Below are 24,236 nucleotides of genomic sequence, written 5' to 3'. Positions count from 1 at the left end.
GTGGGGGGTACGGATTCCTCCCCTGGCTGATCGGCCAGAGGGCGACGTTCCTCTTGAGGCCGTGGTCCAGCCTGCAATGTCCGGTGGCCCCGGTGCACGCGCGTGCACCGGGCCGAGTCCGGGCCCCGTCGGCTCCTGGATGGCGCCGTCACCATCTCGGCGGTTCCCCGGATCTCGATGGCGGTGTGGGGGTTGGCGACACGGTGCGGAGCGGGGGCATGATCGACAAACGACGGGCAGCGAAGACCAGGGACGGGCTGCGACGTCCTCGGCGGCATCTGGCCGACGACCGGGGCGAGGGCGCGATGTACTGGCCGCGCTCGTTCGCCGAGGCTGCCGGATCAGGACCGCGCTTGCGTCAGCCCGTCAGCTGAGTGCTTTGACCAGTTCCTGGGCGAGAGGGACGGCCGAGTAGGGGTTCTGGCCGGTGTAGAGGGTGCGGTCGACCTGGACGTGCGGGGTGAAGGGGTCGGCCTCCCGGTAGTCGGCCTTGAGTTCGCCCACGAGGCGGTCCTGGAGCAGCCACTTCGCGCGGTCCGCGAGACCGTTCTGCTTCTCCTCGGCATTGGAGAGGCCGGTCATGCGGTAGCCGGAGAAGGGGGACGTGCCGTCGGGGCCGATCGTCGCGAGCAACGCCGCAGGTCCATGGCAGACCAGGGAGACCGGCTTGCCGGAGGCGAGCCAGTCGGTGAGCAGCCTGCCGGAGGCGGCGTCGTCGGGCAGGTCCTCCATGGGACCCCAGCCGCCGGGATAGAAGACGGCCACGTAGTCGTCGATGTCCACGTCCTCGATACGCATCGGATGCGCCAGCTCGGTGGCCTCCCTCAGCGCGGTCCGCATGCGCTCGGCGCCTTCCTCGCCGCCGTTGAAGTCGGGGGTGAGGCTGAGGGCGTCAGCCGTGGGCGGCACTCCGCCCGGTGTCGCGGCCGCGATCTCGTATCCGGCCTCCTTGAAGACCTGGTACGGGCCGAGGGCCTCCTCGGCCCAGAAGCCGGCCGGCTGGCGGGTGCCGTCGGCCAGCGTCCAGTGGTCGGACGCGGTGATCACGAAGAGGATCTTCGCCATGGGGAGCTCCTGATGAGGGGAGGATCAGCCCTTGAGGGCTTCCTGGAGGACGTGGCTGTCGGCGATCTGGCGCATCCGTACGGCCTGGCCGTCGCGGACGGTCCACAGGTGCAGGAAGCGCACGTCGGCCGTGTTCCCGGTCTTCGTCTCCGCGTGGTAGCGGCCGTAGACGAAGACGTGGCCTTCGTCGTCCGCGTAGAACTCCTCGGGCACCGCGCCGAAGGACTCGTAGTTCGGCATCGTCCTGCCGAAGAAGTCCGTGGCCACGCTGTCCCAGCCGTGGTAGACACCGCTGTTCGGGAAGCCGGGGGTGATGTCCCAGACGAAGTCCGCGGCCATCACCTCCTTGGTGACCTCGGGTGCCATTCGGGACTCGTAGACCCGCCGGATGAGGGCGAGGCTGGGGGAATCGGACAAGGCGTACTCCTTGCGGGGCGTGGATGAAGCGGAAAGCGGCGAAGGTTCCTGTGATCAGGCAGCGAGGGCGGCCAGCCCCGCGCGGAAGATCGCGGCCTGGCGTGCGACGCGCGCGCCGAGGTGCTCCGCGGTGGCGATGTCCGACGTGTGGACCGCCTCGGGGCCGGCGTCGGTCGGGCTCTGCGCACCGGCGCCCAGGAAGAAGCCCAGCCGGTTGATGTCGTCCTCGCTGCCCTTGGTGGAGTCCCATCCCGGCAGCAGACCCAGACTGATCCAATGCATGCCGTGCTGGGCAGCGAGGGTGGCGAAGTAGCCCAGCGTGGACGACTTGTCGCCGCTCTTCGCACCGGAGTTGGTGAAGCCCGCGGCGAGCTTGTCCACCCACGCGTGCGGGAACCACCGCTTGCTGCTGGCCTGGGCGAAGGCGTGGAAGGCGGCGGAGGCGGTGCCCATGTACGTGGCGGCGCCGAAGATGATCGCGTCGGCGGCGTCCAGCTGGGCCCACTGCTCGTCGGTGATGGTGTCGACGGAGATCGAGACGACCTCGGCGCCGGCTTCAGCGGCACCACGCGCCACGGCTTCGGCGATGACGGCCGTATGGCCGTAGCCCGAATGAAAGGCGACGGCGACGATGGGCCGACCGGGATGGGACATGGTGGTGGTTCTCCTTGAATGATTTCCTCGGCGGGCCTAAAGAACGGCGAAGAACTTCACCATCTTGGTGATCGCCTGATCCATGTACTCGGGAACGTCGTACAGGGCGATGTGCGTCGCACCGTCGACCACGAACAGTTCCTTCGGGCCGTTGGAAAGCTCGTACGCCTGGTCGCTGAAAACCTTCGTGTCCGCCTTGCTTCCCGCGATGAGAAGCAGCGGCTGGGTCAGCAGTTCCGGGATCTGGTCGAACGCCGAGAAGGCGTACATCTTGTCCATGCTGGTCAGCAGGAAACGGCCCTTGGAATTCGGATGCCGGCCACGAGGAGTCCGGTAGTAGTCGTATCCCTCACGCAGGAGGTCCGGCGTGTTGTCGTCGATCTCCTCCAGCGTCTCCGGGACGAAGGGAGCGTAGGCGGGTGCTGCTCCTCGCGCCTCCGCCGTGCGCTGCTGGGCGACGATCTCCAGGGTCTTGATCTGCTCGGCCACCGGGGACATGTGCCCCAGGAAGCCCCGCGAACCCTCCCCCATCGGGGCCGCGCTGACGGTGGCGACCGCCTTGAAGCGGCGTTCGGTCTGCGCCACGCTGATCGCGTAGCCGCCGCCGGCGCAGATACCGAAGACGCCCATCCGCTCGGTGTCGACGTACGGGAGGGTGGTGAGGAAGTCCGCCGCGCAGCGGGCGTCCTCCACTCTGGCCGTCGGGTCTTCCAGCAGACGCGGTTCGCCGCCGCTTTCTCCCTGGTAAGTGGAGTCGTAGACCACGGTGACAAATCCCTGGGCAGCCAGCCGCTTCGCGTACTGGCCGATGGTCTGCTCCTTCACGCCACCGGCCGGGTGAATTCCGACCAGAGCCGGGTACTTCTTTTCTTCGTCGAAGTCGTCTGGCAGGTGCAGGTGGCCCGCGATTTCTATTTCTTTGTTCCTGAATGAAACGGACTCGACCATGGGACCTGTCCCCTTTTTCGCCCCTGTTCCGCCGATTGGCGGTCCGCACACCATGATTCGCCGGTGTCGAGGTGATGTCCACACGCCATGGGGGGAAGAAAACGTCCCCTGGATATGAATGACCGGGCAGACGCTCGCAGCGCGTTATCGCCGCCGTTCAGAGTCTGTTCTGAGGTGGTGCCGGCGGCGCCGGCGGGACCAGTTCAGCGCGTGGCGGGTGCGTCGACGTGGGGTGGCCCGTTGCCAGGAGTCGCCGGATTGCGACTTCGGCGCACAGCGTCTGCAGGCTCGCCCGGCGCGCGAGCCGGGTCACCACCGGGCGCGCAGTACGCCGTCGCTGTCCGGGAGAGCAGCACAGAACAGCGGGTGGTGTTCGGCGAGGGGCAGGGCGCAGGCGGCGCGGGCATCGGCCACGTGGGCGCTGAGCGCCTGGTAGTCGGTGTCGTCGACGATCGCGTGGCTGATCGTCCCGTCCTGCGCCTCCCAGACGAAGATGATGGACTCCTCCGGGGGCAATGCGGCGAGGACGGCGCCGACGTCCGGGGTCAGGTCGGGCCAGACGGTCAGCAGGGCGCGCGGGCCGAGACCGGCGCGCACGGTGTCGAGGTTCTCCGGTGTGATGCGGTGCCAGCGTGCGGCGTTGCGAACGTGGCTTTCCTCAAGGAGCAAGGCATGCCGTGAGGCCAGCGCGGAGTGCACGCGTATCCAGAAGTGCTCGTCCGCCGGCTCCGTCACTTCCGCTTCGTCGGCCTCGGCCGCATAGGGCGAGGCAGTGAGCGGTTCCGGGAAGAGGCCGAGTTCCCGCGTACGGGCCACGGCGTCCGCACAGGGCCGGTCACTGCCCACGTACACGTACTGGTCCCACCCGACATGCACGGTGAACGAATCCCCCACCTCCAGTCGGCACCAAGCGCCTTGGTCGCGGAGCATGGCCCGGACCAGTTCCAGGGCGACCGGAAGAGGGACCTCGGCCCCGTCGTGGTAGCCGGTGAGGTCGGGCGGGAAGAGCCCGCCGAGGCCGTGCCCCTCAGCCGGCGGCTCCCCACCGAAGTGGACGAAGCCGGTGACCGCGGGCTCGCGGATCTCCAGCCGGTCGATGTCCGATGCCTCCGCGAAGGCGGCGACCGCCGCCAGGTACGCCGCTTCGACAGGCCCATGGTCGCTGACCGTGCTTTCGACCCCGGTGTAGTGGCCGTGCTCGTCGCGGTCGGCGGGGTCGTATTTGGTGATCCGGTGGACGAAGGCCGGCGGCACGCTACTCCTCGGACGGGGCGGAAGGAGAGCCCAGCTTAGATACCGGTCCCGATTCCATATGCCGGGGGAAGGCGCCTCGGTCGCGGCGGCGATTCCAGCGACGCGTTGAAGTGCCTCCTGGTGGACGTCCGCGGTGCCTGACCCTACCGCCGACGAAAATTCCTAGGCACAGCCCCCCGGTTCATCCTCGGTCGGTACGAATTGCATCGTGGGCATCCCGGCGGCGTCGAAATTGGCGGTATCCGGACCGATCAGTGTCATGTAGCCGGCGAGCCTCTGGCTTGCTTGTGAGCGCGGCTCCCCCTTGACCTGCTCAGCGCCGAGGAACACGGAGTCCAAGACCCACCAACGGCCACCGAACTTCACCCACTTGATCCCACAATGCGTATAGATGTCGTACGGGTACGGCTTGTGCTGCTCGGGATCTGCCGGCCCTTTCTGCCACTTGCCCTCGACGACGGTACGGGCGGGCAGGGTTGGGCCGGAGGAGTCGTCACCCCGCTCGTCGAACGGTGACGAGCACCCTGAGAGCAGCAAACCGGCACTCAGAAGCAAGACTGCGAAATGGCGCGATACCTTCATGAATCTCAGACGCTACAGGTGCGTGTTCCGTTCAACCCCTGCGGGGCAAACGCCAAGCTCAGGGCTCGGGGGGCGAGGCCGATCGGTGAGTGCGGGCGGGGCAGTTCGACTTCCGACCATGCACCGGCGGTTCGTGAACCGCCGCTCGGGACAGCGCGGCCTCCGCCCCGGGGCACCGGAAGCACCGTCTCCCCGCCCACCAACCAGTCCTCCACCGCGGTGTCCGGGACACGCGCGTCTGCCGACGACCCGCATCAAGTCCAGGTCGTTTCGCCGACCAAGGAGACAGGGCCCCCACGCCTCGAACCCGAGGAGGATCAGGCCGGATCGACGAATATGTCGAGCGCGAGGTCGCCCTCGAAGCCGGCCGGGCTGTAGACGGACAGGTCGGTGACGCCTTCGGCGAGCAGCACCTCGTCGTCGATGAACAGGTTGGCGGTGCACTCGCGCGCGTCACGCGTGAGGACGGCGTACGCGGCGTCGGCCATGATCTGCGGGCTGCGGGCCTGTCCGGCGCCGCCGACCACGTTGCGCACGGCGGCGGTGTCGATCAGGGTTCGGGGCCACAGCGAGTTGGCGGCGATGCCGTCGGTGGCGAGTTCCTCGGCGAGGCCGATGGTGCACAGGCTCATGCCGTACTTCGACAGCGTGTAGCCGAGATGCTTGCCCACCCAGTGCGGCGCGAGGTTCAGCGGTGGCGAGAGGGTGAGGATGTGCGGGTTGTCCGCTTCCCGCAGGTGCGGGATCGCGGCCCTGCTCAGCAGGAACGTGCCCCGCGTGTTGATGTCCTGCATCAGGTCGTAGCGCTTCATCTCCAGCCGCTCCGACGACGACAGGTCGATCGCACTGGCGTTGTTCACCACGATGTCGATGCCACCGAAGGCGCTGACGGCGGCGTCGACGGCGGTGTGCACGTCGTCCTCGTTGCGGACGTCGCCGACGACGGCCAGCCCCTTGCCGCCCGCGCGCTGGACCTCCTCGATGGCGGTGTGGACCGTGCCTTCGAGCTTGGGGTGCGGTACGGCGGTCTTGGCGAGCATCACGACGTTCGCCCCGTCGCGGGCCGCGCGCAGGGCGATGGCGAGTCCGATGCCTCGGCTGCCTCCCGACATCAGAACGGTCTTGCCCGTCAGCGTCCGTGTCATGGTCGAACCTCCAAAGTCGATTGGTGAACTAATAATACGCGGTACGAATGATATGGTCCGCGCATGACTTCCACTCCCGTACGCCAGAGCGACCGGCTCTACCACGAGCTCCTCGCCCCCAAAGAGACCCAGTCCGTACGCGCCGCCGTGCGCCGCGTCGCGGAGCGAGAGGTGGCTCCGCACGCCGCGGCGATCGCGAACGGCGACGAGCGCACCGACGGTTTCCCCCGCCAGGTGTTCGACGCACTCGCGTCGGCCGAGGTCCTCCGGATCCCCTTCCCCGTCGAGGTCGGCGGCGACGGCCTGATCCACCCGGCCGCCGCCACCGCCGCGGCGATCGAGGAACTGGCCTACTACTCCAGCAGCGTCGCGGCCGTCTTCGACGTGCACTGCATCCTGGCGGGCAACGCCCTGCGGCAGGGCACCGAGGAGCAGCGGCAGCGCTGGCTGCCCAGGGTCGCGCAGGGTTCGGTGGTCGGCGCGTTCGCCACCACCGAGCCGGACGCCTCCAGCGACCTGTCTCCGCAGGCCGTTCGGACCGAGGCCGTACGCACCCAGGCCGGCTGGGTGCTGAACGGCCACAAGCGGTGGATCTCCAACTCGCCCGTGGCCGGGTTCGTGGTGGTACTCGCCCGCACCGGCGAGCGGCTGAGCATGTTCATCGTCGACACGGCGCTGCCGGGCGTTCACGTCGGTCTCGCCGACCGCAAGATGGGCAACCGTGGCCAGCTCACCGCGGACATCCACTTCAAGGACGTCCACCTGTCCGACGACTACCTCCTCGGCGGCACCGAGGGACACGGGCTGCGCCACGCGCTGTCCACACTGACGTACGGCCGGATCGGCATCGCGTCCGCCGGGGTCGGCATGGCGCAGGCCGCCTTCGACCACACCGTGGCCCACCTGTCGACGCGACACGCCTTCGGCAGGCCGGTGGCCGCCAACCAGCACTGGCAGTTCCTGCTCGCCGAGCGGGCCACCGAGATCGACAACGCCCGCACCCTCGTCACCAAGGCCGCCCTGCGCCTGGACGCCGGCGATCCGTCCCCGGAACCCGAGGCCGCGATGGCGAAGTACTACGCCACGAAGCTGTCGGTGGACATGGCGCGCGACGCCGTCCAGGCATTCGGAGGCCTCGGCTTCGCCCGCGAACTGGGCGCCGACGGCAGCCCCGGACCCGTCGAGGCGATCTACCGGGACAGCAAGATCGGCGAGATCTACGAGGGCACCAACGAGATACAGAAGTGGGTCATCGCCCGGCAGATCTTCGGCCGGACCATCACCGGTTGAGAGCGACGCCCACGGAGCGACGACCGCCGCCGGCGTACGGGCCCCGCCCCGCGCACCGAAATCGCCGCCCGGTCAGGCCACCCCGGGCCTTCTCGTACGATGGACGCGGACCGTACGCAGAACCAACCATGGGCGGGATAAACGATGTCCGAGGCTCCGCTGGTACCGGGGACAGTGGCCGAACACACCATCTGCCTGCTGGTCAAGCTCGGGCAGGTGGCCTTCAGGATCGCCGAGGACGGCATCAGCGGTACCGGCCTGCGGGTGCGCCACTACAGCGTCCTCCAGGCCCTGGCCGACAACGGTGCCATGCCGCAGCTGGCGCTCGGCTCGTTCCTGCGCATCGACCCGGCGACGATGGTGACGAGCCTCGACGACCTGGAGCGGGCCGGTTACGCCGAGCGGACACGCGATCCGCAGGACCGGCGTCGCTACGCCGTGGACATCACCGACGAGGGGCGCGAGGTCCTGGCCGTCCTCAACCGCACGCTCGCGGGCCTCGACCACGACATCCTCGCCGACCTGGGCTCCCCCGAACGGCACACGCTGCACACCCTGCTGTGCAGCCTCGCCGAGAGCCCCGCTCTCACCGCCATGTTCGACGCCGTACGCGAGCAGAGCGGCGCGAAAAGGGCCTGACAGGCATCCGCTCCAGCCCCCCGTAACCGAACGGCAGACAGGTGCGACAAGTCTCTTGTGCTCCATCGATAACGAAGTTATGTTTCCGCCATGAAACGTGACTTGCTGGGCAGGAAGCTGGTTGTCACCGGAGCGGCACGCGGCATCGGCGAGAAGGTGGCCCGCCTGGCCGCCGCCCGAGGGGCCCGGGTGACCGTGATCGGTCTCGAAGCCGACCGGTTGCGCGCCCTCGCCGACGAGCTGGGTCCCACCGCTTCGTGGCGTGAGGCCGACGTACGCGACGGGGCCGCCCTACGGTCGGCGATCGACGAGGCCGCCGAGGTCATGGGCGGCATCGACCTCGTCGTCGCCAACGCCGGCGTCGTGGCGTACGGGACGGTGCGGCAGACGGACGAGGCATCGTTCGAGCGGGTGCTGGACATCAACCTGAACGGTGTGTTCCGCACCCTGAAGTACGCGACGCCGCATCTGGAGCGCAGCCGGGGCCACGTGCTGGTCGTCGCGTCCGCGCTGTCGTTCATGCCGCTGGCCGCGATGGCCTCCTACGGCGCGAGCAAGGCCGGGGCCGAATTGCTCGCCCTGACCTACCGGCAGGAGGTGGCCCACCTCGGGGTCACGGTCGGCGTGGTCCACCCCTCCTGGATCGACACGGACCTCGTGCGCGGCGCCGAGGCGGACCTCCCCTCGTTCCAGGATCTGCGCACGCGGCTGCCCTATCCGGGCAATGTCACCACGAGCGCAGACCGGGCGGCCGCCGCGATCGTCGACGGACTCGTACGCCGGCGCAGCCGCGTGTACGTCCCGCGCGCGGTCGTCGTGGCCAACTGGGCCAAGGCGCTGCTGAATTCACCGCCGGCCTGGCCCTGGGCGAGGCGTTTCGCGGCCCGGGCGGTTCCGTCCCTCGAACGGGAGGTCGCGGCGCTGGGGAGGCACGACCAGCTCACGCCGGGCACGGATGCCCCTGCCGAAGAGCCCAGGGCGTCCTAGCCGCGACGGGGCAGAGCCCAGCCACCCGGCATTTCAGCCGCCTTGAACGATCGAGTCGTACAGGCGCACGCCGGCCGCGTGGGAGGCCTCGGCACGTTCCCGCCGGTCGCCCAGTCCGACACAGAAGTTCACACCCAGCGGCAGGAGCACCTGGGCCACGGCGTCGTCGAACTCCGCGAAGTGCTCAGCCAGTTCGAGGGTGATGTAACCATGCACGTAACTCCACAGCTGGGCGGCGATGGCTTCGGGTTCCTGTCGCTCGACCCTGCCCAATCGCACCAGCCGTTCGCACGCCGCGGTGACATGAGCGTGGGCTTCCTGAAAGGCCGGGGAACGCCCGCTCAGGCGACGGTCCGTGTCCGGCAGAGGCCGGTACGTCGCCCGGGTGGACAGTCCGAACATCAGGTCGTAGAGGTGCGGGTTCTCACGGGCCTGCCGACGGCAGGTCAGAGCCATGGCGAAGAGATCCGCGATCGGGTCCTCCGTCACCGGCACCCGGGCGAACGCCGCGCCGAGTTCCCTGAACCCGTGGTCGGCGACAGCGCTCATCAGCTCGGGGATCCCGCCGAAGTGGCTGTAGACCACCATCGTCGACAGTCCGCTCGCGGAAGCCACCGCGCGCGCCTTCAAGGCCGACGGACCCTGTTCGGCCAGCAAGCCGATGGCCGCCCGCACAAGTCGTTCCGGTGCGTCCTCGACCTTCGCCCGCCCTGCCATGTCCCGTACCCCTCCACCGTTGACACATCGGAAATAACTTGGTTATGTAATTCTTCACGGCAATAGTACACATCTCATGTGACGTGCCTCTTCGGACACCCGCGTCCGCCTTCGGGCACGTCATCACGCGCTGGTCCAGTCTCCTGCCGCCCATGCGCACCCAGCACGTCGGGGCGGACCCGACCTCATCGCTGCGACACGCATCCGCGGCCGTCCGCACGCACTGTCCCATCCCCATGAACTCAGCACGGGAGCAGAACTCATGCCATACAAAGACAAGGGCCGTCTGACGATCGAAGATCGGGGGGCCGTCCTGATCGTCCGGGTGGACGGCGGCCCGCTCCAGGAGTTCGGCCTCGACATCGCCCAGCAGTTGGACAGGCTGGTGGCACGAGCCGACCGTGATCCGAACATCCGTGCCGTCGTCTTCACCGGGGCGCATCCCGAGCGGTTCGTCAGCCATGCCGCGGTCCGGTGGCTGCAGGAAGAGGGCGCCGCGAGTCCCACGGTCGGCCGGCGCGCCGCCTCAGCCGTCGTCCGCATGGCCAAGCACGTGGACCGGTCCCGCCTCCTCGGGCCCGTGATGCGCAGGACCCCGATGCGCGGGGCACTGCAGCTGGAACGTCTGCACAGGAGCTTCCTGCGGATGAACGCCAGCGGTGTGCTCTACGTCGCCGCCCTCAACGGTTCCGCCCTCGGCCTCGGCGCGGAGTTCGCCTGGGCGTGCGACCTGCGGGTCATGGCCGACGGAGACTTCTTCATCGGGCAGCCGGAGATCCTCCTCGGCATCATCCCGGGCGGCGGCGGCACCCAGCGGCTGACCCGCCTGATCGGCACCCACCGGTCCCTGGCCGCGATCCTCGAAGGCAAGCCGTTCACGCCCGAGGAGGCCCTCGCCAACGGCGCGGTGGACAAGGTCGTTCCGCAGGACAAGGTGGTCGCGCAGGCGGTCGATCTCGCCGAGCACTTCGGGAAGCGGTCGAAGGGGTCGGTCGCGGCCGCCAAGAGGTCGGTGTATTTCGGCGGCTCGATGTCCCTGGAGGACGGCCTGCACGTCGAACGCGCCGAGTTCTTCGTCCAGATCATGTCGAAGGAAGGCCAGGAACTGATGCTCGACTACCAGGCCACCACCGCCGCCACCGGCGAACTCCCGCTCTACACACCGGGCACCTACGCTCGGGCTCTCGCCTCGGGCAGTGTGCCGGGCCGTCGCCCGACGAGCGGGCGGTGATCCGACGATGACCACGCAGCAGTCCTTCACCCGGCACGACATCACGTTCCCTTCCGGCGACAGCAGATGCGCCGGATGGCTCTACCTCCCCACAGGCGTCACGTCTCCGCCCGTCGTCGTCCTCGGGCACGGCCTCGGCGCCGTCCGCGAGATGCGCCTGGACGCCTTCGCCGAGCGCTTCGCACAGGCCGGCATCGCCGCGGTGGCCTTCACCTACCGGCACTTCGGCGACAGCGGCGGCCACCCGCGCCAGCTCCTGTCGATCAAGCGTCAGCTCGCCGACTGGGACGCCGCCCTCGCCTACGTCAAGACGCGCACGGACGTCGACCGGACGCGTATCGCCGTGTGGGGCAGCTCGTTCGGCGGCGGCCATGCCATCACCGTCGCCTCCCGCCATCCCGAACTGCGCGCGGCCGTGGCGCAGTGCCCGTTCACCGACGGTCTCGCCGCGGCGCTCGCGCTGGGCCCCGCCGCCTCGCTCAAGGTCCTCCCCGTGGTGGCCCGCGATCTGGCGGCGCGAGGTCGTGGGAAGCCGCCCGTCATGGTTCCGATCGCCGCCGCCCCCGGCGCAACGGCGCTCATGAACGCTCCGGACGCCCTGCCCGGATACCAGGCGCTCCAGCCCCCGGGAACGACGTTCCGCAACGAGGTGGCGGCCAGGGTCATCCCGACCATCCTCACCTACCGGCCCGGGCGCGCGGCCAAGAAGATCGCCTTCCCGATCCTCTTCTGTGTCAGCGACACCGACTCCGTCACGCCTCCCGCCCAGACCCTCCGCTACGCGCGCACCGCGCCCAGAGGGGAGACCAAGAGGTACGACGCCGGCCACTTCGACTTCTACACCGGCGAGACCTTCGAGGTGCTGGTGCGCGACCAGATCGAGTTCCTCACCCGCCAACTGGACCCGGCGGCCGCCGCGTCGGCTGCGTGACCGGACGGCGTCACACCGAGGCACCGCATCACACCGAGACACACCGAGACACCGAGACAGGGACGCCCCGCCATGAACTTCGCATCTCTGCCCGACCGCCGCGCGGCCCTCGACCCCGACGGGGCCGCGGTCTCGGACGGCCGTCAGGCGCTCACCAACGTCCAGTTGCTGCGTCGCGTCCAGGCGGCGGCACGTCAGCTCCAGGACCTCGGGATCGGCCCCGGCGACGTCGTGGCCCTCAAGCTGACCAACCGCGTCGAGTTCGTGCTCCTGCTGTTCGCCGCCTGGCGGCTCGGCGCCACCATCACGCCGGTCAACCCGAGCATGACCGACGTCGAAGTGGCCCGACAGCTCAAGGACTCCGGCGCACGCCTGCTGGTGGGCGAGGACGGTGAGGCCGCCGCAGTGGACGGGACCGCCGTCCTCGCCGTCGGCGAACTGCGGGAGGGTGGCGCGGCGGAGCCGGGCGAGGCCCCCCTTCCGGACCCGTCCGCGCTGGCCCTGCTCATCTACACCAGCGGCACGACCGGGGTGCCCAAAGGGGTGATGCTCGACCACGCCAACATCGACGCCATGGCGGACATGGGGCGTCGGGCGCTGGAGGTCGGGCCGGCCGACCGGTGCCTGCTGATCCTGCCGCTCTTCCACGTCAACGGCATCGTGGTCAGCACCCTCATACCGTTGCTGGCCGGCGCGAGTGTCGCCATCGCCGACCGGTTCCGTCCTGAGACCTTCTTCGACGTCGTCGAGCGCGAGCGCCCCACCTTCTTCAGCGCCGTCCCGACGATCTACACGATGCTCGCGGCGCTCCCGGACACCGTCCGGCCCGACACCTCGTCGCTCCGCTTCGGAGTCTGCGGCGCGGCACCCGCCTCCGCCGAGCTGCTGACCCGGTTCGAGGCCCGTTACGGGTTCCCGCTCGTGGAGGGGTACGGGCTGTCCGAGGGGACCTGCGCGTCCACCATCAATCCTGTCGCGGGCCCTCGACGCGCGGGAACCGTGGGACTGCCCTTCCCCGGCCAGGAGATCCGGATCGTCGACCCCGGCGGCAGCGAGGTGCCGCCGGGCGTGGACGGAGAGGTCGTCGTGCGGGGCCCCAACGTCATGCGGGGCTATCTCGGACGCCCGGAGGAAACAGCGAAAGTCATCGTCGACGGCTGGCTGCACACCGGCGACGTGGGCCGGGTCGACGCCGACGGCTACCTGACCCTGGTAGGACGTTCCAAGGACATGATCATCCGGGGTGGGGAGAACATCTATCCCAAGGAGATCGAGGACGTCCTCGTCGGTTACCCGTCGGTGCTCGAGGCCGCCGTCATCGGCGTCCCCGACGAGAAATGGGGAGAGGTCGTCGTCGCCTACGTCCAGCCGCGACCGGGTGGGCACGTCGATCCGTCGGCTCTGCAGGCCCTCTGCGCCCGCAGCCTCACCGGCTTCAAGCGCCCGACCGCGTTCTTCGTGGTGGAGGCCATCGCGAAGAACGCAGTCGGCAAGATCGACAAGGTCGCGCTGCGCGCCGCCCACGCGGAGGTCGCCGCGCGGTCCTGACCTTGATGGGTGTGCACTGTGGGCCGCTTCCCGGGGCGCGGCCTCAGTGCCATCTGGTGCGGCCGGGTCCGGCGTCGGGGTGGTGGTTACTTCGACTCCAGTCGGCCCAGCGGGTGGGAGTCGCCGGTGAGCGCGACTTGCGCGGTTTCCCAGTCGGTGTGGTCGATGCCGGTGACGTGGCGGAGGTAGGCGAGGGTGACTTGCCGGACGAGGGCGACGCGGCCGGGTTGTTCGTCGGTGGTCTCGGCTGCCTCGTAGCCCGCGATGCCGCCGAGGGAGTGCCGGCCGCCGTAGACCGTCAGCAGGCTCTTGCCGCCGGGGCTGAGGGTGTACGGGTCGGTCGTCCAGGACGGTCCCCGGGTGGAGAGCGGGAGTTCGTCCTTGTCCCCGGCGACGACGAGTCCGGGCGCGGTGATGTGGGAGAAGTCCTGGCCGAGCAGCCAGGGAGCGTTCTCGAGGGCGAAGGGGGTCAATTCGTCGCCGCCCCTGCCGGCGGTGGCCAGTTGGACGCTGCCCATGACCCGGCGGTCGGACATGTCCTGCGCGATGCCAGTCATCGGATCCATGACACGCAGGCCGACGAGGACACCCGCGGTCTGGCCGCCGAAGGAATGCCCCGCCGCGACGATGCGGCTGCGGTCCACCCGGCCGGCGAGGGCGGGTACGGACGCCTCCAGGTGATCGAGTTCGTCGAGGATCTGCTTCATGTCCTGCACGCGGTAGCGCCACAGGTGGGGCCTGCGGGGGTCGTCGGCGGGGAGACCGTAGCGCCGGGAGTCGAGGTGTGTGGCCTGGATCACTACGAAACCATGGGACGCCCAATGGTCGACCAGCGGCGCGTAGCCGTCCAGATGCGAACCGAATCCGTGCGCGAACACCACGATCGGCAGCTTCGTACCGGTGACGGGTGCGGAAACGCGCACGGGCAGATCCTCGCCGCGATACGGCGCGGGAAGCACGACCGGCTTGACCGACACGGTCGGGGTGAACGGGGGGTCCGTGAGGCCGGTCATCTGGCTCGCGGTCATGCGCGCGTCCTCCTTGCGTTCGGGCTTCGTGCGCCGGGAGACGGCCGGGGAATCGAACCCGGAGACGAACCGGTGGACGTACCGGTGGACGTACCGGTGGACGTACCGGTGGACGTACCGGTGGACGTACCGGTGGACGTACCGGGCGAGCCTTTCGGTGAGGCGCACGTCGGTTACGCTAAAACCTGACGTTGACGTCAGAGGCAAGTCGCCTGACGGAGTCGCCCAGGAGACGAGATGCGCGTCGGAGAACTCGCCGCCCGGACCGGCGTCAGCGTCCGGGCCCTGCGCTACTACGAGGAGCAGCACCTGCTCAGCGCCGAGCGCAGTTCCAGCGGCCAGCGCCACTACCCCGAGAGCGCGGTCGACCGGGTCCAGCTCATCCAGCAGCTCTACGCCGCCGGGCTGTCCAGCAGGACCATCGCCGAGCTCCTGCCGTGCGTCATCGACGCCCGAGCCACACCCGCCCTGCTCGAGCGGCTGACGACAGAGCGCGGTCACGTCGACCAGCGCATCACCGAACTCCTGCACGCCCGGGACCGGCTCGATGCGGTCATCTCCGCCGCCACCGGCAACATGCTCACGGGCACGTCTTGCGGACGGGAGGCCGAAGTCCAGATCCAGCGCGACGGAGGCTGAGGGGGCGTCGTTTCGGCCGGGAGGGCAGACACGGTGCTGTCGGCGTCAGCCGCTCGTCGACGCGCTCCTGCCCGCGCCACCGACACCACCGTACGGCGCCGCGTATGGCCAGGTCACCGACGAGCGGGGGTTGAGAGTCGCCCACCTCGCCGTTTCCTGCAGCTCAGCGCACCCTCCCTCGCGGCTTCAACGGCAGAGGCGGCAGCTCCGGCGCAGGCAGCGGGGCACCCTCGTACCCCTTCACCTCGCCGAAACGGGTCCCTTCCATCCAGTCCTGGCGGGCCTGTGCGATTTCTTCCTGGGACCGGCCGACCCAGTTCCCGAACGCAGCTGACCGTGCGCGCGTCTTCGCAGGTCAGTAGCGATCTGATTGTCTGGCGGTCAGCAGTTATGGGTTCGGTTGTACTGAAGCTTTGGATGGGGTCGGTTTTTTCAGGAACTGCGCATCCGCGGTCGCGGTGATCGAGGTGTCCGAATCTGCACAAAGTCCGGTACCGGACGGCGGGTGGGAAGCAGGTGGAGGAGCGGGGATCGCGACACAGGATGCGGCTGTCGAGCGGTGCGGAGGTCTACAACGCGACGAGACGGCCGCCCTGAGCGTCTTCCGGGGTCTCCAACGGATCGTGGCGGGTAGGGGTAAGGAACGACTACCGACCGGTGTCGGTTCGGATCATTACGGCCGAGCAGGTACACGTTCAGGAGTATGTGCCGTACGTGCCGCCTGTGAGCCTTTTCAGCGTTGGCTCTCCAGGGTGAGGACGGCTTGGGCGATGGCGGTCATCCGGTTGCGACTGATACGGCATCTGCGGAAGATCTGCCAGGGCTTCAGCCGGGTCATGCCGCGTTCGACTGGTTCCCATTAGCTTTCTGTGAATCGTTTAACGGGGTCGCTCTCAGCATGGGTCGCGATGGCTCGAATCCGGCAGTCGAACAGGTCTCGGAGAGCTTCGTGAGCGGCCTCGCGATCCTGCTGGGTGTTCCGCGCGAGGAGCAGTCGGGCCCCCGCTTCAACCTCAGACCATGCCAGACGGCTGCGTCGGTTTTCGGCGCGTCTTACGTCGCAGCGGAGGAAGCCAGCTCCTGCTGATAGGCCGGCGGAGAGGAGGGCGAGCAGCGCTGCAGGGACACGGAGCCCCGACGAAGCAAGTCCCGCAGCTCCTGCGAGCCCGGCGAGGACTGCGGCCGGAAATCCGAGTGCAATGTCTGTCACACCCCAAATGACCACGCGTTTGTGGGCAGCGCGTTCCAGACGCTGCGCTTCGATTAGCAGGCGTTCTGCTTCGGCCCGAACAGGCGTCACCTGCCCCTGTGAGTTGTCTTGATGGTACGTGTCGTCTTCTGCCATGGATTTGAGGGTCGCATCGAGGCGTTCGGGCGAGGGCAAGGATCACCGTGCTAGGAGAGGAAGATCGTTCCTTAGCGCTAATGGCTGCGCGGGAAGGGTGCCCGAGCACCGAGCGTTCTCAGCGCGGCCACTGATCGGGGGAGGCCGACTGCATCGAGGTGAGGGCCGCAAAGCACAGAGCCCTCGTACCGTTGGGGGAGGCATTCGAAGTCCCAACCTGTCAGCACAGAAGCCTCGTTGGTCCCCCTTCCTGCCCCACTCGACCTCCCGCATGCCCTCGTCGAGTGGGTCACGATGCTCATCGTCACCCGTGAGGGTGACCGGCGGCGCGAACTCCCGCCGCATCAGCGGGCGCCCGCCGCTCGGCCAAGCACCGCCAACACGGTGTGAATGTCCAGGTCGTCACCGACCCGCCCCGAGACCGGGGCGGCCGACGGTCCGCCGCCGTGCCGCGACGGCGTACGCCACACACCCACCGCCGATCTCGCCGCGCTCTGGCAGTCCCTGCGCCGCTACCGGGCCCGCCGCCCGCCCGTCCTGGAGCAGCTCGGCGGGCGGCTGCTGCTGATGACCGGCACATCCCCGCCGCCCGAACCGCACAGCTGGCCGACCGTCTGACCGGCGCCCGCTTGGAGATCCTGCCCCGCACCACGCACACCCTGCCCGCCTCGCTACCGGGCCGCACCCCGATGTCCGCTTCCCGAAGGACCCGTCATTTCCGAACGTCCCGCTTTCCGAGCCATTTCACTAGGCGCTGGAGTGCAGTCCAGCGCCATGCTCGCCCTGTCAGCCGAAGGCATTCTCCCGAAGGTCGACTACGCGATCTTCGCCGACACCGGCTGGGAACCGGCGGCCGTCTACGTTCACCTGGACCGCCTGGAACACGAGATAGCCGAGCCCGCGGGAATTCCCTTTCTACGCGTCTGCTCAGGCAACATCCGCGAGGACGCCCTCAACCCGGATCACCGTTTCGCTTCCATGCCTCTGCATGTCCTCAACAAGGACGGCAGACCCGGTATGACCAGGCGCCAGTGCACCGGGGAATACAAGATAAAGCCGATCAAGAAGAAGGTCCGGGAACTCCTCGGTCACCCTTACCCGCAGCGCATCCCGAAGAGTACATTCGTCGAGCAGTGGGTGGGTATCTCCACGGATGAGTTCCACCGGGCCAAGGACACCGACGTCCATTACATGCGCAACCGGCATCCGCTCATCGAGCTGGGCTGGTCCCGCACGGAATGCGTCCGCTAAAGCCCGTTGCAGAAGGCCGTGATCAGGGCATTTTCCTTGTATGCGTGGGGTGTTGAGGGCTGATCCGTTGTGGGTGGAGACGTTCACGGGGCTGCGGATGACGCAGTTCGAGCGGTTGCTGAAGGCGGTGCGGGAGCGAGGTGGCGATGGGCCGCGGATCGGCCGGCCGTGGTGTCTGCCGCTTGCCGAGCGGGTGCTGGTGGTAGCGGTCTACTACCGGACGAACCTCACCATGCGGCAGCTCGCGCCGCTGTTCGGCATCTCGCCGGCGACGGTGTGCAGGGTCATCCGGCGGCTCGGACCCCTCCTCGCGATCGCGCCGACCTCGCGTCCGGCCGATGCCGCGGACCGGTTGTGGATCGTCGACGGCACGCTTGTGCCGGTCCGCGACCGCAAGGTCGGCGCCTCAAGCCGCAACTACCGGTTCTCCGTGAACGTGCAGGTCATCATCGATGCCGACACCCGCTTGGTCGTGGCGACGGCCCGTCCGGCTCCGGGCAACAAGGCCGACGCCCATGTCTGGCGGAACTCCGGCCTGCCGGAGCAGTGTCGGGGAGTCACGGTGCTCGGCGACGGCGCCTACATCAATACCGGGCTGGTCGTCCCGCACCGCAAACGACCCGGCCGGGCGCTGCTGGCTGGTGAGGAAGCCGACAACGCGGAGCATCGCCGTGTCCGTGCGCGGGTCGAGCATGCGATCGGCCGACTGAAGAACTACAAGGCCCTTCGTGACTGCCGACAGCACGGCGATGGCCTCCATCACGCCGTCCAAGCGGTCGCGCACATGCACAACCTCGCCCTGTCCGCGTGATCAGCACAGCCGTAGACGGGCCCTGACCTGCAAACTCACGGTCTTCTGCAACGCGCTTTAGACGTCATTTCAGTTGGCGTGATCTTGCGGCGGTCTGGGGTGATGACTGCTGCGCTTGTCGAGCGGATGGCGCCGGAAGAGTTGTGGACGTTGTTCCAGCGGGTGGTGCCGCCGGCACCGGTTCGCCCGCAGGGTGGAGGGCACCGCCGGCGAGGGGACCGCGAGGCGCTGGCCGCGATCGTCTTCGTGGCCACCTCGGGCTGCACCTGGAACCGACTGCCGCCGGGCTTCGGGCTGTCGGGGGTCACCGCCTTCCGGCGGTTCACCGAGTGGACAGAAGCCAGGGTGTGGGCCAAGCTGCACCGCCTGGTCCTGGACGAACTCGGTGCCCGGGGTGGCCTTGACTGGTCGCGGTGCGCAATCGACTCCGTCAGCGTCCGTGCCCTCAAAGGGGGCAGCTGACGGGACCGAATCCGACCGACCGCGGCAAAAGGGGATCGAAAATCCACCTCATCGTGGACCGCCAGGGCCTGCCTCTGTCGGTCGGCATCTCCGCCGCCAACCTTCACGACAGCCAGGCACTCATCCCGCTGGTCCGCGGTATTCCGCCCATCCGTTCCCGACGCGGACCCCGACGCCGGCGGCCCGGCAAGCTGCATGGCGACAAGGGATACGACTACCGCTACCTGCGGCAATGGCTCGCTTCCCGCGGCATCCCGCACCGTCTCGCCCGCAAGGGCGTCGAGTCGTCCCAACGCCTGGGCCGGCACCGCTGGGTCGTGGAGCGGACCGTGTCCTGGCTGTCTGGCTGCCGACGCCTCCACCGCCGCTACGAGCGCAAGCCGGAACACTTCCTCGCGTTCACCGCCATCGCCGCCACCCTCATATGTCACCGCAGACTCACCAAGTGAAATGACGTCTAAGGAGAGGTAGACCACTCCCACGTGCCCGGGGTGGAACTGCTGGAGCGTCGCCGCCGCCAAAGGTACGCCGCCGCCGGGTGAGCTTTTCAGCGAGACCTGACATTTTTTAGCAAGAACTGTCTCTATCTGGGCTGCCGACCTTGCTGAAGTCACCCTTGCCGTAAATCTGGCCGACTCAGGCCGATCATGAAAACCTTAAGTCACACGCTCACAGCCCTGCAGAACCAAGGTCAAGTAGGCCAACAGGCATGAAGATTATATCGACTCGGCATGGGCTTGATTGGCCGAAAATCTATCTATTCGATAGCTGGGCTGCACTCGTAGGATCCGCGCAATTGACCTCAGCCAGGACTTCTGGAGCCCTGACGGTTAGACAAGGGGGCACGTGAAGCGAGCAATTACCTAAATCGGTGTGACGGTCGCCGCCGTTGCGGGCACGACCATGGGGCTCACATCATCCGCGTCGGCGGCACAGGTATGTACCACGATAACGGGAAGTGAGGGCGCCTGCCGATATGCAAGAGCTGGGTTTGGGAGGGAAAGCACTACGACGGGAAGTGGTGGTTGAATGGGGTAGCCACGCTGCCGTCGTATAGCTACCTGCAACGCTTTGCGGACGGCACAGTCTACAACTCTGCGTACTCAGGCAGCTATAACGATCGCGACGCCGTGCACTTCCGGGTCTGCAGCAGCCTTTCTGGTGGGTGCACTTCCTGGTGGTAACCTGCCCAGCACTGCCGCCAGTTCGATGATGCAGCCCCTGGTGGATACCGTTCGAAATCCAATCTGTCAGAGCTGTATCGTGATGTCAGCCCACTGAAAATCTCAGCGAGACATGACACCTTTCAGCGGGAATTGGCACCGCTTTCGATTGGGTTCAAATCCAGGGGTTGGCGTCGATCGACGGTGTCTCGCCGTGGTTGATGATCGGATTGAGATAGGCATCGCACTCCTCGAACGCTCGAATTTCGGCAGGGTCAAGCGTTGGGTTTGGCCTAGATCAGTGGAGGAACAATGAGAACGAAGATGCGGGCGGCAGTTGCCTTGGCCGCTGCGGCAGTCAGCTGTGCTGGCACGCTCACATTGAGCCCAACTGCTCAAGCCTCGACACCAACTCCTGCGGCGGTCATGGGCGGATGCGGCACGTGGACCCCCTGCGGGGAAGTCACGAACCTCACGCCCTGGGGGATGTACATCACCACCACCCTCGGGACGGGAACGTCGGGCTACTGCGACGTGTGGAACAAGGATGGCGGCTCCACCCCTTCGTGGTGGCACGCGCCGTGTAACCAGCTGTACCTAGCACCGGGCGACCACTACGGGGGCGGGAACATCGACGTTGACGCTTTCACGTTCAACAACCGGGGCCACTACATGACCTTCTCCACCCGGGCCTGGCACGGGGCGGGGGTCTGGACCAAGATTACGAACCTGCAGGATGCAAAGTGCGACGACCGGAACGGCGTTCCGGAGTGCTGGATCAGCTGAATAGTCCCGAAGGTGCAATAGGGCCGACCCTCAAAGACGGCTAACACAAAGAGGTGGATCGGCCCTGATCGCCGTGTCCGAGGCGGCAGTTGTGCGTTCGGTTGGGGGTGGGGACGTCGCCATGGATCGTGTCTGATGAGTTGTGGGACTGCCTGGAGCCGTTGTTGCCGCAGCGTGAGCGGCGCTTTCGCTATCCGGGGCTTAACAGTGGCTAACACAATGAGCTGATTTGTCGGTGGCTGATGAGGCAGCAGGCGAGTTCGAAAAACGCTTCGTGGATGTCGGCCCGCCGTTCCCATCGGATCCGCAGGCGTCGAAATCCGTGTAGCCAGGCGGAAGGTCCGCTCGACCACCCACCGATAGGTGCCCAGGCCGGTGCCTGTCGTGTGCCTCGGCTGGCGATGTCGGGCACGATGCCGCGGGCACGGACCTGGGCGCGGTAGATGTCGTGGGCGTAACCACGGTCGGCGAACAGCGAGTCGGGCTGCGCCGTCGTGCTGCCATCGGATGCATCCCAGACGCAGGCGCGCGATCTCATTGCCGCGCTGACCGGAGAACAACCAGGTCAGAGTGATGGCCCAAAGCAACTCGACGAGGTAGACCAAGCCGGCTCTGCTGTGCGGCATGTCGGCGGCCTCAAGGTTGAGGCCGGCCCTCTTCGCTTCCAACACCGTCGCGTCGCTGACCTCGAAGCCCAAATCACCGCTCCAGGAATGATGCCGTGATGACGTCTGTCCTCGGCGCAGAGGGCATCTACATCGGCCGCGATGTCCACGCCGAGGCATCGTTCGTCTTCGACCCCTTCGCCCTGTACAGCGAGGTCGAGGGGTTCACCAACCCGAACCTGCTGCTCGCCGGGGTGATCGGTCAGGGCAAGAGCGCCCTCGCCAAGAGCTTCGCCCTGCGCTCGGTGGCCTTCGGATACCGGGTCCACGTCCCGTGCGACCCGAAGGGCGAGTGGACGCCGATGGCGGAATCCCTCGGCGGCCGGTCCGTCGCTCTCGGCCCCGGCCTGCCCGGTCGGCTGAACCCCCTGGACGCGGCCCCGCGCCCGGAAAGCGTGGCGGAGGCCGACTGGGCCGGCGAGATCCGCGAACGGCGCCTGATGTTGCTCGGCTCCCTGGCCCGAACCGTTCTGGGCCGGGACCTACCAAAGGTCAGGCGGGGCACCGAGGGCGCCACTTCGGACGCACGCTGTCGCCCGTTCCCCGGGATCGTCAGACGGCGACGATCTGCCATTGCTGACGCGTCAGTGACGCGTACGGCTGCTGCTCGATCTTCGCCCCGTCGACGGTGCTGCCTTCGTCGACGGCGAGGCAGAGCCCGCTGTAGCGGTTGATGAGGAAGTAGTAGCCGTCGCCGGTGGGGGTGACGGCCCATTGCTGCTGGGGGGCGCCGGCGTCCGACCAGATGTCGACGTAGCCACCGTCGTCGCGGGAGAGTGCGCCGACCTCCATGAGCTTGCCGCTGCCCGCACCCTTGATCTTGTAGTAGCCGTCGCCGGTGTTGGCGAAGGTCCATTTCTGGTTCGCCGCGTTGAGCCACGGCCACTGGAGGATGCGGGTGTCGTTCGCGGTGCCTCCGCCCTCCACGTCGGCGACCTTGCCGCTGTTGCGGTTGACCAGCCGGTAGACGGTGGCATTGCCGGGGAGCGTCGTGGACACCAGTGCCGGCTTGGCCGTCCGGCCGCCGATGTGGACGCCGCCGACGTTGGCGTAGCCGCCGGTGGCCGCGGTGGCCCGGATCCGTACGAAGCCCACGTTCCGGGCGGGCCATTCGGCCACCTTGGTGGCGCGGTTGCCGGCCCAGGTGCCGGTGGCGACCTGGGTGAAGTTCGTGCCGTCGGTGCTGGTGGAGATGGTGTACGAGGTGATGTCGCCGTCGGTGGAGTCGTTGCGGTTCCACTGCTTGGGCAGGTACTCCAGGGTGGAGACGTTGCTCCAGACCCCGCCCAGGTCGATGGTGATCGAGTGCGGCAGGGCCGAGGAGAGTCCCCAGGTCGACCAGCAGGTCTCGTATCCCTTGTCGCTCAGCCCGTCTATGGCGTTGAGCGGTCCCTCGCCGGTGCGGAAGCCGGTCGCGTAGGCGCTGACGGGGGTCACGGGGTGTTCGGCGCGCAGCATCTGGGTCGGCAGCGCCGGCCGGGAGGTGTTGGGGCTCCATGCCGCGCCGACTTCGGCGAGCCGGTTGACGATGTTGGTGTCCAGCTTGCCGTTGCGGTTGGGCGGGCAGTTGAGGATGAACGAGGTGTACTTCGGCTCCAGATCCGCCAGGTGGGACAGGATCGCGTCCTTGCTCATCAGGCCCTCGGTGGGCGTGGAGGGATGCCAGAACCAGCCGTTGCTGATCGTCTGCCCCTGCGTGGCGGCGTAGGTGTTCCCGGCCGGGGCGGAGACACCCAGCGGCTCCTCGAAGTAGATCGCGTCGCCGAGGAACGGCACCGACAGCGCACCGTGGTCGATCATGACGATGTCCGGCTGGAGCGACTTCACGTGCTCCCGGATGCGTTGGTAGGAGAGGGCCTGCTGCCCCATCTGCCACGCGTACCCGTCGGTGATGAACAGGTCGATGGTGCCGTAGTTGGTGAGCAGTTCGGTGATCTGGCCCAGGATGAAGGTCATGTCGGCGGGCTGGATGGCGTCCGTTGTCTCGAGACCGGACACCCCGTGCCGGCTCTCCCACGCCTCGACACCGAAGGTGCGGTCCCAGATCGAGTAATAGAGGCCGACCTTCAGCCCCCTCGCCCGGAAGGCGTCGCAGTACGCCTTCACCACGTCCTGCTTGTAGGAGCTGTTCGCGACGTTCTGGGTGCCGTAGGCGCTCGGCCACAGCGCGAAGCCGTCATGGTGCTTGGTCGTCAGGATGCCGTAGCTCATCTTCGCCGCTGCCGCGGCCGCCGCCCACTGGGCACAGTCCACGGCTGTGGGCGCGAACAGAGCGGGGCTCTGACTCGGGGCGGCCCACTCCTCGTTGGTGAACGTGCCCAGGCTGAAGTGGTTGAACATGCCGAACCGCATGTTCACCAGGTTGCTGAGATTGGTCTGGGCGTCCGCGGCTGCCGCCCGCGTGAGCAGAGGCGACAACGCGGGGAGCACGGGCAGCGCGGTGGTGGCCACAGCGGCCCCCGCCGCACCCAGCAGCGTGCGGCGGGACAGTCTTCCTGACGACATGGGCGTACTCCAGGTTGAGGGGACTCCGGCATGCCGGAGCGAACCGGTCGGGGTGACCGTCGGAGAGGTTCGGTCTGGGGCTGGGAATCTCCCGGAGCCTCAAAGTGCCGAATGTTACGCATGAAGTTCAGTGATGTGACGGCTCCATGTCAACCTGTTGAAGGGATGTAAGT

At 67.9% G+C, this 24,236-nt stretch carries 22 protein-coding genes and 6 pseudogenes; 16 read left to right on the top strand and 12 right to left on the bottom strand.

What is annotated here, in order from left to right; translation table 11 throughout:
- Positions 1–218 precede the first annotated feature (218 nt).
- The gene (locus L3078_RS40555) at positions 219–374 is read left to right on the top strand and encodes a hypothetical protein (RefSeq protein WP_239759213.1); all 156 of its coding nucleotides are present in this window, start codon (positions 219–221) and stop codon (positions 372–374) included.
- Here the strand turns inward: L3078_RS40555 and L3078_RS40550 are convergent.
- The 7 genes from L3078_RS40550 to L3078_RS40520 all read right to left on the bottom strand — a co-directional run bounded on the left by L3078_RS40550 (position 367) and on the right by L3078_RS40520 (position 6,065).
- Positions 367–1,065, bottom strand: coding sequence for a type 1 glutamine amidotransferase domain-containing protein (locus L3078_RS40550; RefSeq protein WP_239759212.1), 699 nt, complete (start codon positions 1,063–1,065; stop codon positions 367–369). The genes L3078_RS40555 and L3078_RS40550 overlap by 8 nt on opposite strands.
- A gap of 24 nt (positions 1,066–1,089) precedes the next feature.
- Positions 1,090–1,482, bottom strand: a complete 393-nt coding sequence (locus L3078_RS40545) for a nuclear transport factor 2 family protein (protein ID WP_239759211.1) — start codon at positions 1,480–1,482, stop codon at positions 1,090–1,092.
- Positions 1,483–1,536: 54 nt separating this feature from the next.
- The gene (locus tag L3078_RS40540; RefSeq protein WP_239759210.1) at positions 1,537–2,136 is read right to left on the bottom strand and encodes a flavodoxin family protein; all 600 of its coding nucleotides are present in this window, start codon (positions 2,134–2,136) and stop codon (positions 1,537–1,539) included.
- A gap of 36 nt (positions 2,137–2,172) precedes the next feature.
- On the bottom strand, positions 2,173–3,084 hold the full coding sequence (locus L3078_RS40535) for an alpha/beta hydrolase (protein ID WP_239759209.1): 912 nt from the start codon (positions 3,082–3,084) through the stop codon (positions 2,173–2,175).
- A 309-nt stretch (positions 3,085–3,393) separates the two neighbouring features.
- Positions 3,394–4,338, bottom strand: a complete 945-nt coding sequence (locus tag L3078_RS40530) for an RNA-binding protein (RefSeq protein WP_239759208.1) — start codon at positions 4,336–4,338, stop codon at positions 3,394–3,396.
- Positions 4,339–4,500: 162 nt separating this feature from the next.
- Entirely contained in the window at positions 4,501–4,920 is a 420-nt protein-coding gene (locus L3078_RS40525) for a hypothetical protein (protein WP_239759207.1), read from the bottom strand.
- A gap of 317 nt (positions 4,921–5,237) precedes the next feature.
- Positions 5,238–6,065 carry an SDR family oxidoreductase gene (locus L3078_RS40520; protein WP_239759206.1) on the bottom strand — a complete coding sequence of 276 codons (828 nt, stop codon included), beginning with the start codon at positions 6,063–6,065 and terminating at the stop codon, positions 5,238–5,240.
- 63 nt (positions 6,066–6,128) lie between these two features.
- On the opposite strand from L3078_RS40520, the gene L3078_RS40515 reads away from it, so the two are divergent.
- The 3 genes from L3078_RS40515 (at position 6,129) to L3078_RS40505 (ending at position 8,981) form a co-directional block, all read left to right on the top strand.
- Positions 6,129–7,355 (top strand): acyl-CoA dehydrogenase family protein, encoded by a 1,227-nt coding sequence (locus tag L3078_RS40515; RefSeq protein ID WP_239759205.1) that lies wholly within the window; start codon positions 6,129–6,131, stop codon positions 7,353–7,355.
- 144 nt (positions 7,356–7,499) lie between these two features.
- Positions 7,500–7,994, top strand: coding sequence for a MarR family winged helix-turn-helix transcriptional regulator (locus L3078_RS40510; RefSeq protein ID WP_239759204.1), 495 nt, complete (start codon positions 7,500–7,502; stop codon positions 7,992–7,994).
- Positions 7,995–8,084: 90 nt separating this feature from the next.
- Positions 8,085–8,981 carry a short-chain dehydrogenase/reductase gene (locus tag L3078_RS40505; protein ID WP_239759203.1) on the top strand — a complete coding sequence of 299 codons (897 nt, stop codon included), beginning with the start codon at positions 8,085–8,087 and terminating at the stop codon, positions 8,979–8,981.
- Positions 8,982–9,014: 33 nt separating this feature from the next.
- Here L3078_RS40505 and L3078_RS40500 read toward each other — a convergent pair whose 3' ends face one another.
- Positions 9,015–9,698, bottom strand: a complete 684-nt coding sequence (locus L3078_RS40500; protein WP_239759202.1) for a TetR/AcrR family transcriptional regulator — start codon at positions 9,696–9,698, stop codon at positions 9,015–9,017.
- Between the two features lie 262 nt (positions 9,699–9,960).
- On the opposite strand from L3078_RS40500, the gene L3078_RS40495 reads away from it, so the two are divergent.
- The 3 genes from L3078_RS40495 to L3078_RS40485 all read left to right on the top strand — a co-directional run bounded on the left by L3078_RS40495 (position 9,961) and on the right by L3078_RS40485 (position 13,408).
- Positions 9,961–10,929, top strand: coding sequence for an enoyl-CoA hydratase/isomerase family protein (locus tag L3078_RS40495; protein ID WP_239759201.1), 969 nt, complete (start codon positions 9,961–9,963; stop codon positions 10,927–10,929).
- Positions 10,930–10,936: 7 nt separating this feature from the next.
- Positions 10,937–11,860, top strand: coding sequence for an alpha/beta hydrolase (locus tag L3078_RS40490; RefSeq protein WP_239759200.1), 924 nt, complete (start codon positions 10,937–10,939; stop codon positions 11,858–11,860).
- Between the two features lie 72 nt (positions 11,861–11,932).
- Positions 11,933–13,408 (top strand): class I adenylate-forming enzyme family protein, encoded by a 1,476-nt coding sequence (locus L3078_RS40485; protein ID WP_239759199.1) that lies wholly within the window; start codon positions 11,933–11,935, stop codon positions 13,406–13,408.
- An 86-nt stretch (positions 13,409–13,494) separates the two neighbouring features.
- Here L3078_RS40485 and L3078_RS40480 read toward each other — a convergent pair whose 3' ends face one another.
- Positions 13,495–14,436, bottom strand: coding sequence for an alpha/beta hydrolase family protein (locus tag L3078_RS40480; protein ID WP_239760675.1), 942 nt, complete (start codon positions 14,434–14,436; stop codon positions 13,495–13,497).
- A gap of 237 nt (positions 14,437–14,673) precedes the next feature.
- Here L3078_RS40480 and L3078_RS40475 point away from each other — a divergent pair, with 237 nt between their 5' ends.
- The gene (locus L3078_RS40475; protein WP_239759198.1) at positions 14,674–15,075 is read left to right on the top strand and encodes a MerR family transcriptional regulator; all 402 of its coding nucleotides are present in this window, start codon (positions 14,674–14,676) and stop codon (positions 15,073–15,075) included.
- A 163-nt stretch (positions 15,076–15,238) separates the two neighbouring features.
- On the opposite strand, the pseudogene L3078_RS40470 reads toward L3078_RS40475, so the two are convergent.
- Positions 15,239–15,400, bottom strand: a pseudogene (locus L3078_RS40470) (pirin family protein); the annotation flags it as partial.
- 1,257 nt (positions 15,401–16,657) lie between these two features.
- On the opposite strand from L3078_RS40470, the pseudogene L3078_RS40460 reads away from it, so the two are divergent.
- The 7 genes and pseudogenes from L3078_RS40460 to L3078_RS40430 all read left to right on the top strand — a co-directional run.
- A pseudogene (locus tag L3078_RS40460) lies at positions 16,658–16,783 on the top strand (IS5/IS1182 family transposase); the annotation flags it as partial.
- Between the two features lie 27 nt (positions 16,784–16,810).
- Entirely contained in the window at positions 16,811–17,038 is a 228-nt protein-coding gene (locus L3078_RS40455; protein WP_239759197.1) for a hypothetical protein, read from the top strand.
- Between the two features lie 156 nt (positions 17,039–17,194).
- A pseudogene (locus tag L3078_RS40450) lies at positions 17,195–17,668 on the top strand (adenine nucleotide alpha hydrolase family protein); the annotation flags it as partial.
- A 43-nt stretch (positions 17,669–17,711) separates the two neighbouring features.
- Complete coding sequence (locus L3078_RS40445; protein WP_239759196.1) at positions 17,712–18,482, top strand: transposase family protein; 771 nt, start codon at positions 17,712–17,714, stop codon at positions 18,480–18,482.
- A gap of 102 nt (positions 18,483–18,584) precedes the next feature.
- Positions 18,585–19,393, top strand: a protein-coding gene (locus tag L3078_RS40440) for an IS5 family transposase (protein ID WP_239759195.1) whose coding sequence is annotated in 2 segments (ribosomal slippage) — positions 18,585–18,932 and positions 18,935–19,393 — 807 coding nt in all. Because the reading frame shifts where the segments join, the coding sequence is not laid out codon by codon here.
- Between the two features lie 1,200 nt (positions 19,394–20,593).
- Positions 20,594–20,893 (top strand): hypothetical protein, encoded by a 300-nt coding sequence (locus L3078_RS40435; protein WP_239759194.1) that lies wholly within the window; start codon positions 20,594–20,596, stop codon positions 20,891–20,893.
- Between the two features lie 107 nt (positions 20,894–21,000).
- A pseudogene (locus L3078_RS40430) lies at positions 21,001–21,093 on the top strand (IS5/IS1182 family transposase); the annotation flags it as partial.
- Between the two features lie 11 nt (positions 21,094–21,104).
- Here L3078_RS40430 and L3078_RS40425 read toward each other — a convergent pair.
- Positions 21,105–21,368 (bottom strand): annotated as a pseudogene (locus L3078_RS40425) (transposase); the annotation flags it as partial.
- A 261-nt stretch (positions 21,369–21,629) separates the two neighbouring features.
- Here L3078_RS40425 and L3078_RS40420 point away from each other — a divergent pair.
- A pseudogene (locus L3078_RS40420) lies at positions 21,630–22,043 on the top strand (ATP-binding protein); the annotation flags it as partial.
- Positions 22,044–22,110: 67 nt separating this feature from the next.
- Here the strand turns inward: L3078_RS40420 and L3078_RS40415 are convergent.
- A complete protein-coding gene (locus L3078_RS40415; protein ID WP_239759193.1) occupies positions 22,111–24,063 on the bottom strand; it encodes an RICIN domain-containing protein in 1,953 nt (650 codons plus the stop codon).
- Between the last annotated feature and the right edge of the window lie 173 nt (positions 24,064–24,236).

This window comes from Streptomyces deccanensis (assembly GCF_022385335.1).
Taxonomy (GTDB): Bacteria; Actinomycetota; Actinomycetes; order Streptomycetales; family Streptomycetaceae; genus Streptomyces; species Streptomyces deccanensis.
Note: the sequence above shows the minus strand (reverse complement) of the source record. Positions and strands in the feature narration are given on the sequence as shown.